We start from the raw sequence: 7,826 nt of genomic DNA on the forward strand, positions 1-7,826 counted from the left end.
AGGAAAAAGCCAATGAATCATCCGATCAATAAAAATGGATTCCCCTCGCCACTGTCCGAACCGGTTGTAGCTCCTTTTAGCCGAACCTCACGCTTCGCTACAGCCGGTCAATTTGCTACTGTTGTGCTGATCTGGTCACTGACACCGCTTGCAGCCGTCTGGACCGTACATGAAATTCATTGGGCGTGGGGTTTATTTATCCGGTTTAGCCTGGCCATTCCTATTGCCCTGGCCTGTCAGGCCTACTTCAAGGTCAAAGTCCCCTTGCATCCGCAAGCCTTGCTCAGTTATGCCGCGGGTGCACTCGGCCTGTTTGTCTCCATGGCCTTCTGCTATATGGGCGCGTCCAAGGTGCCTTCCACGGTAATTTCAATCATCTATGGCAGCGCTCCCTTCGTTTCTGGTTTGGTGGCCATTTATATTTTTCGCAGTGAAAAGCTGAGTGCCTATCAATGGCTGGGCTTGCTATTGGGCATGCTGGGCCTATATTTCGCACTGGGCTTAAACGCGCCAAACCTGTTATTGGATAGATTTGGCATGGGTTTGGAAATTGTAGCCATGCTTTTGTATGTACTTTCTGCATTTGCTGTGCGCGCGGTTGCTGCACCTATCCATCCGATCAGTCAGATGACCGGTGCCACCATTATGTCATGGCTGGGTTATTGTAGCTTGCTGCCCTTTTTCTGGTCAGAAATGCCTGACCAGCTGCCTTCATTACAAGCCCATATAGCCCTGATTTATAGTGCGGTTTTTTCTTCTGTACTGGCGATGGTTTTTTATTATCAGCTGCTGAATAAGGTCAATCCCACTACCCTGATGCTGATTACCATCATGACTCCAGTACTGGCCACGCTGTGGGGCAGATGGCTCAATCACGAAATGCTCAGTTCGCATTTTATCTGGGGGCTGCTGTTACTGTGTACGGGTTTAGCCTGCTATGCTTTGCGCGTGCCGGGCAAATAGCCGATAAAAATAAAACAGCAAATCTCGGGCCAGATGCCGACCCGGGATTTGCTTGATTCTGGATACAGATAAAAAAATCTTTTATTCGATATGAATAATTTTGCCGTGCTCGTCATGATGCACCACACTGACCTTTTGCTGACGCCCCTGTTCAATTGCTTCAACAGCCAAATCAAAATGCTGTCCATAATCGGAAATGTTTTTGGCAGAGCTTGTCTGCACTGTTTTTGAAGGTACAAAATTCGACCATAACCACAAGGCCACAGCACAGGCCAATAATGCACTCACCCCATGTTCAATACCCAAGCCAAAAGCCGAAAAAAGCTGATGAAACAGGTGCTGCTTTTGCAGGCTGACAATTCCCAGCACAATCAATAACGGTCGCCATAGCAACAGCCACACCGCCCACATCATGGCGGTAGAGGTATGCGATGCATAACGCTTATGCCACGGCAAGCAATGACGTAAATCAATAATTAAAGGATTATTTTTCATGGATCACTTGCTCATTATTGGAGGTTGAATGACGGATACCCCGGTCTGGACTGACCCAGCGTGCGCGCTGGCCGTCGCCGCGTAACAAAACCTTAGGGAAGGCCACAATACTGGCCGTCAGGGTGATCAGCCAGAACACAAAGGGATACCAGATCATCCAGAAGTAATTTTTGCCCAGCGAGGGTTCATAACGGCTGTCCATCCATTTGCTGATTGCAAACTGCAGCAGGCAGGTCACCCCCAACAGCATGCCGGTGCCATAAGGTAAAAATGGTGAACTGATACCCGATATGCCCAGTGGAACCACAAAATGGATTAACCAGAGCATGGCCATAAACAGCATCAAATAAGACCACACCAAGGTCAGAACCAGTTCACACAGCAGCGGCCATAAAAAATTCAGTTTCGGTTGAAACAGCACATCTATATTTTTAAGCAGCACCTGTGCCCCGCCCATGGCCCAGCGCAAGCGTTGTTTCCATAAGCCCTGAAAGGTTTCCGGCATTAAAATCCACACCAGGGCGTTCGGTTCAAAGTGAATGTTCCAGCCTGCGCGTTGCAGCTTCCATGTGATGTCGATATCTTCCGTCAGCATATCGGGAGACCAGTAACCAACCTGATGCACCGCACTTTTACGAAAGGCGGTAATCACGCCAGAAACGGTAAACAGTCGCCCAAAACTGCGTTGCGCCCGTTTAATCATACCAACGATAGAGGAAAATTCTCCGACCTGAATACGACCAATCAAGGTCGAACGGGTACGAATCCGTGGATTACCGGTGACCGCAGCCACGGTCTTATCTTGCAGAAAATGCCGTAGCATCCAGGTGGCGGCATGCGGATCAAGCAAGGCATCGCCATCAATACCGAGCAGATATTCTGCATCGGTGAGCAGGCTTCCCGCCTGCAGTGCCATGGCCTTACCTTGATTATGCGCCAGATGCACCACACGCAATTTTTCATACCTGTCTGCCAGACGGTTTAACACGGCCGCGGTGTTATCCGAACTGCCATCATTGATTGCAATCACTTCAAAGTTTGGATAATCCAGTGCCAGCGCATGACTGAGTGTTTCTTCCGCATTATCCCCTTCGTTAAAACAAGGCACCAGCACTGCCACCTTGGGATATTCAGGTAAAGCTTCAGGCTGTTGATACGGCGGATCCTGTCGTTCTTTCCAGTAGAAAATCAGTGCACCGATCATCCATAAATACGACATAAATAATGGATAATAAAAAACAAAGTGCAATGCAGAATGCCAAAAATGCTGCAGCGTTGACATATGGAATTCCTTTAAGGAATAAGTTTGCTGGATTTCATATCAAAGGCTTTGCGCAATACGTGAGTATCCGGATAGTCCTGAATCGGATCGTCCGGATAATACGCTTCATGCATCACACCCTGGGTATATAAAGATTCAATGGTCTTGGCCATTTCATCGGAAGGAACACGTTGATTGGTTCGCCAGTTCACCGACTGTAATTCAAACACGGTTTTCTTCATGCCATTCGGATATTGCTTCACGCGATTGACAATATCGCGATAAAAAGCATCCTGATCTGTGGCTTGCTCCATATACGGCATCGCCATGATCGCTGTAAAGTCATAACGGTTAATCGACTGTTCCAGGGACTGTGAATACCAGTTTTCCGCATAAGGCTTCAGTGCAACCTGTGCATACAAATTGCGTGCAGTCAGCAAGAAGGGATGATACTGACGGACTTCCTGTGCCAGTTGCATGGCAAAGTCATCGATGTATCTGGTTTTAAAAGCCGTCCACTTTTCCAGGTCGGCATCATTATTGCGAATTTTCGCCAGATCTGTAGGCAGACCGATAGAAGCATAAGCTTTTAAAGCCTCAGGGCTGGCATCTTCATAGTCAGACAAGGTGGTGTCGTCATGGAATAAAATGCCGTTAAATGGCACTGACTTGGCCAGGTCCTGATAAATACCGGCAATGGTTTTACGCGCATCGGCAGAAAAAGGACTGAGACGGTGATAGCCCATATTCAGATGTTCTGAATCATTGGCTTGCTGGGTCAGCACCACATCTTTGGATACTGGATTATTTTTAGGGAGTTCCCAGGCCAGTAACGGCATCCAGGCATACACCCGCCCCACTTGAGTCCGGGTTTGAATTTGCCAGGCAGCACGGTTAAACAGGTCGGCACGCATCGGCAAATAACGGTTCGGGAAATACACCATATCCGCAGAACCATTGGCATCCGGGTCGGAAAAGGCCTGTAAATACACGGTATTGACTTTCATCGCCACAATCCGGTCAAGCAAGTGATCCAGATTGCGTTCCTGCTGAATCGGATCCTTGTCGTATATATAATCCAGATCGATATGCATGATTTTTTGCGGACGGTTATTGTCGCCTAAATGTTGCTGGCGATTTTGAATTTCCTGAGCCAAATCTGCCGTGGTCATATTGCCTTCAATCAGAATACGGTTAAGCTGCCCCAATGAATCTTTAGCCGAATCTGCACCATCGTCCAGACTAATGGCTACCGGCATGCCTAACTGTTTGGCAATGTTCACAGTTTGCATGCTGTAATGACCATAAGGCCACACCATCACGCGTGGTGCTTTTAAGCCATGTGCGCTCAATAACTGGTTATTCTGCTTTAAATCATCCCTGATCCGTTGCTGATAATGACGATCCGTTTCATAGCTTGCAGTTTTTGGATCATACAGGCGGGTGACTGCCGCCGGTTCCATATTGCCCTGCGGATTGCCCAAGATGCCGCGATGCAGGTTATAGCTATGACTGGCAATTTCGACCAGACCGCTGTCCTGCATTTCTTTCAGCTCGGCCCAGGACAACATTTGACTGCGCTGAATTTTCTCGCCTGAAAAGTCAACGCTTTGCCCTGCTTTAGGCTCTAGCCATGAACCCACGACCGCCAGCACCACTGGAATTTTATTGGCCTTGGTCACCGGATAGGCATTTTTATAAAACGACGCATAACCATCATCCACGGTTAATAAAACCGGTTTGCTCGGCAAGCGGTATTTGCCTTCGTGCGCTTTAATCAGCTGATCGACATTAATAAAATGAAAGCCATTATTTTTAAGCCAGCTGATATGTTGCTGAAACTGCTGGGTCGTTACCGAATAGTCAGGAATCAGTGCCGATTGTCTATCGGTAATTTCATGGTAGCCAATCACCGTGAGGGTGGGATTGTTCGCAGGCAGTGTTTTACTCCAGGCTAAATGAGGCATCTGACATAAAACGGCGGAAAGAGAAGCAGAAAGCAAGGTGGACAGCAAGCGAGTCTTCATTGAATGGTGCTCAAAAATCATTTTATGCTCTGAATACGTAGCATCACTGATCAATAGAAAACGACCCTTTTCATGATTTACGGCATTCAGAACTTTGAATCTGTCTTTTTATCCAATCAAGCTGAAATGAAGCTTAAAAAATATTAGTTTTTGAAAATTAAGTATTTAGAAATATAGAATCGGGCAACAAGATAGTCATGCTTTAAGTGACATGCCTGCTTTCTATGTTGTTCAAAAGAGCTAAAAAAAGGCTAAATATCCACAAAAATTAAGTTAAGTCGTAGAGGGCTGACATTGATCGCGTCCGGCATCCTTGGCCGCATAAAGCTGGACATCGGCAGCTTTCATCAGTTCATGAATGTCGGCATAGGGATGATTTCGATCCATCCATGCCACCCCCATACTTAAAGTCACATACTGTTTTTGATCCGGCCGGTTTAAATGTTCAAATTGAGCATGTCTGACCGCATTTAAAACCTGCTGCAACACATTCAAGATCACTTGACTCGGAATATTATGCAGAAGAATGGCAAATTCTTCCCCACCGTAGCGGGCAACATAAGCAGAGTCAGGCAAGGCCTGCTGGATCAACTTGACCAGATCTTGCAAAATTACATCCCCCTTCAAGTGTCCATAGTAATCATTATAATTTTTAAAATAATCCACATCTAACATGGCAAATGCCAAGCTGGCATTGGCTTGATTCTTGGTCAGGCTAAATAAACGCTGTATCTCGGCATTTAAAGCACGACGGTTAAATGCGCCGGTTAATGCATCAATTTGAATTTGCCGCTCTAACTGTTTATTTAACTCATGCAATTGCAATGTCCGTTGTTGTACTTTCTCATCTAGAGAATTATTCAGTTCAATTAAATTATTATTCAGTTGCTCGATATAATGATTATGTCTCGCATAATTTTTTGCCTGCTGGAACATAATCAGCAAGGCGTAAAAACTGGTTGAAATAAAAGTTAAGTTAAAGGACTCGATCAGGTTCAGCGATAATAAAAAATCATGTAAAAATGTCACGCATAATAAAATCACGGCCCATACATTGATGCTGGAATATTGCTCTTTCGATTTCAGGGTGAGATAAAAACCGTGAGCAAAATTTAGAATCACAATCGGACTAATGATGGAACTATAAAAAGCAAAACGCTGAAAAAACTCAGGTACAGTAAACAAGGTCACGAGCATATCAATGCTCAATATGAGCATTGCCAGACCGTAAACAACCGGATGTAAATAGCGCCGACTGAGTAAAAACATATAACTGATAAAAAAGGCAACTGCCAAATATGTAAAGAGATATTCCAGGCGCACTCCCCATAACCAGCTAATATTGGTAAAGGTGGTATAGGCATAAGGTGCTGAAAATAAATTATGCAAGGCCAAGAATAAGATAAAAATACCGAACACAAATACGCGGATAGTGCCGCGACCAATCGCCTTTTGAAATACGGAAAACATGAGGGTAAATATACCCACACCCAGTACGGCACCACAGACCAAACCAATACTCATCATCATCTGCTGGAACTGGCGACCAATCGTTGTACCTATGCCTATCCGCATCGGATTTTCAAGACCACCATGCTGAGGATCAAAATTGGATGCCTGAATGGTGATGGTGAAATACTCTTTTTCCACCACAAAAAAGGCAATTTTAGGTGCATTTTCCGTTTGATGATGGCTTGGGTCTTTTCCAACTTCTCCTAAACGCAGTATAAAATCACCATTCAAGAACATTTTATAAGCCCCATATTGATTGGGAATAAAAATGGCTATACGGCGCCCTACAAATTGCTTAGGTATTTTAAAATGGCCAATAAATGTGCCATAAGTCTGGTTAGTTCCAGTGATTTCTTTAAAAGAGGCTGGCAAAGTTACGCTAGTCGATTTTAAAACTGAACTGGGTTGCGTGATGAATTGCTCAGGATAATACTGCCATGTCCCCTTAAAAGGCGTAGAGCTATCTTCAGTAAACTGAACATCATTCAAGAATTTTTGATGTAAATAATAAGATTCAGGCGCGGCTTCATAAAGTGCCCAGACCTGCTTCTGCCCCAGACCTATGCATAGACATATTGCTAGAAAAAGTTTTAAAAAATGAATTAATTTCTGAATTTTATACAAAAAGCGAATCATCCTTAAATACGCTTAGCTATTTCTTAATGTAGCGGTAAAAAAATAAAATTCAAACTATTTTTCACCTATCTGCAAGATTCATCCTTGTCTCTCGCAGAATATTTTTTAACCGATAATCAAGGCGTACTTAATCACGTGTTTTTACGTCAAATAGTTCAATTTCAAAAATAAGGTTTGAGTTGGCCGGAATGATCTTGCCCATTTTGCGTTCACCATACGCCAGATGTGCAGGCACCAGTAATTTACGTTTACCGCCGACTTTCATGCCCATGATGCCCTGATCCCAGCCTTTAATCACGCGACCAGTACCAATCACGGTTTCAAAGTAGTTGCCACGGTCAATTGAAGAATCAAACTTGGTGCCATCTTCCAGCCAACCTGTGTAATGGGTGGTAATCAGCGCACCTTTCACCGCCTCTTTACCTTCGCCTACTTTTAAATCAATAATTTCTAATTCATTTATCATGATCATCTACCTAAACTGAACAGCAATTTTTCAATGCCTAGTATAACCGGATTTAGCTGCATGCTTTAGAATTTAAGGGTCTCTGTCTTGATCTGTATTTAAAAGCCGAGCTCCTGGATATTTGAATCATTCAGTAAATAAGCAGTCAATTTTTTATGATTTTCAGCCGAGCCAATTAAAATCCAGCGTCCACTCATACGGTGTTCGGTTTTATGTTGCACACTGCGTACCACCTTCATGTTATAGGTCTTAAACAGTGCTTCATATTGATCTAAAATCTTGCGCTGGTAAGGACAAATAATCCGGTAGGTGCGAGCCTGGCTCAGGGCTTCTATCTTCTCCTGGACATAGATCAAAAAAATCAGCACGATTAAAACAATGAAAGTCGCAAACAGGCTTAACATTTCATAGCCTGCGCCTGCTGCCATGCCCAAGGCAGCCGTCATCCAGATGGTCGTGGCGGTGG

Annotated in this window: 7 protein-coding genes; 1 reads left to right on the plus strand and 6 read right to left on the minus strand. The window is 44.6% G+C overall.

Going from position 1 to position 7,826, the window contains the following annotated elements; translation table 11 throughout:
- Positions 1-12 precede the first annotated feature (12 nt).
- Complete coding sequence (locus E0H88_RS13385) at positions 13-963, plus strand: DMT family transporter (RefSeq protein WP_131274537.1); 951 nt, start codon at positions 13-15, stop codon at positions 961-963.
- 81 nt (positions 964-1,044) lie between these two features.
- Here E0H88_RS13385 and pgaD read toward each other — a convergent pair whose 3' ends face one another.
- The 6 genes from pgaD to E0H88_RS13415 all read right to left on the minus strand — a co-directional run.
- On the minus strand, positions 1,045-1,458 hold the full coding sequence (gene pgaD / locus E0H88_RS13390; RefSeq protein ID WP_131274538.1) for a poly-beta-1,6-N-acetyl-D-glucosamine biosynthesis protein PgaD: 414 nt from the start codon (positions 1,456-1,458) through the stop codon (positions 1,045-1,047).
- Positions 1,448-2,740, minus strand: coding sequence for a poly-beta-1,6-N-acetyl-D-glucosamine synthase (gene pgaC / locus E0H88_RS13395; RefSeq protein ID WP_131274539.1), 1,293 nt, complete (start codon positions 2,738-2,740; stop codon positions 1,448-1,450). Before pgaC ends, pgaD begins: the two co-directional genes overlap by 11 nt.
- Positions 2,741-2,751: 11 nt before the next feature.
- On the minus strand, positions 2,752-4,686 hold the full coding sequence (pgaB, locus tag E0H88_RS13400) for a poly-beta-1,6-N-acetyl-D-glucosamine N-deacetylase PgaB (RefSeq protein ID WP_502699742.1): 1,935 nt from the start codon (positions 4,684-4,686) through the stop codon (positions 2,752-2,754).
- Between the two features lie 333 nt (positions 4,687-5,019).
- Positions 5,020-6,894 (minus strand): sensor domain-containing diguanylate cyclase, encoded by a 1,875-nt coding sequence (locus E0H88_RS13405; RefSeq protein WP_131274541.1) that lies wholly within the window; start codon positions 6,892-6,894, stop codon positions 5,020-5,022.
- Between the two features lie 127 nt (positions 6,895-7,021).
- Positions 7,022-7,360, minus strand: coding sequence for an FKBP-type peptidyl-prolyl cis-trans isomerase (locus tag E0H88_RS13410; RefSeq protein ID WP_092818761.1), 339 nt, complete (start codon positions 7,358-7,360; stop codon positions 7,022-7,024).
- 98 nt (positions 7,361-7,458) lie between these two features.
- The coding region (locus tag E0H88_RS13415) for an MgtC/SapB family protein (protein ID WP_502699741.1) at positions 7,459-7,826 on the minus strand (368 nt) is incomplete at its 5' end.

This window comes from Acinetobacter sp. ANC 4216 (assembly GCF_004331195.1).
Lineage (GTDB): Bacteria > Pseudomonadota > Gammaproteobacteria > Pseudomonadales > Moraxellaceae > Acinetobacter > Acinetobacter kookii.

Coding starts and splice junctions, on each gene's coding strand:
- pgaD (WP_131274538.1), bottom strand. CDS start 1,458: ATGAAAAATAATCCTTTAATTATTGATTTACGTCATTGCTTGCCGTGG.
- pgaB (WP_502699742.1), bottom strand. CDS start 4,686: ATGCCTCATTTAGCCTGGAGTAAAACACTGCCTGCGAACAATCCCACC.
- E0H88_RS13385 (WP_131274537.1), top strand. CDS start 13: ATGAATCATCCGATCAATAAAAATGGATTCCCCTCGCCACTGTCCGAA.
- E0H88_RS13405 (WP_131274541.1), bottom strand. CDS start 6,894: ATGATTCGCTTTTTGTATAAAATTCAGAAATTAATTCATTTTTTAAAA.
- pgaC (WP_131274539.1), bottom strand. CDS start 2,740: ATGTCAACGCTGCAGCATTTTTGGCATTCTGCATTGCACTTTGTTTTT.
- E0H88_RS13410 (WP_092818761.1), bottom strand. CDS start 7,360: ATGATAAATGAATTAGAAATTATTGATTTAAAAGTAGGCGAAGGTAAA.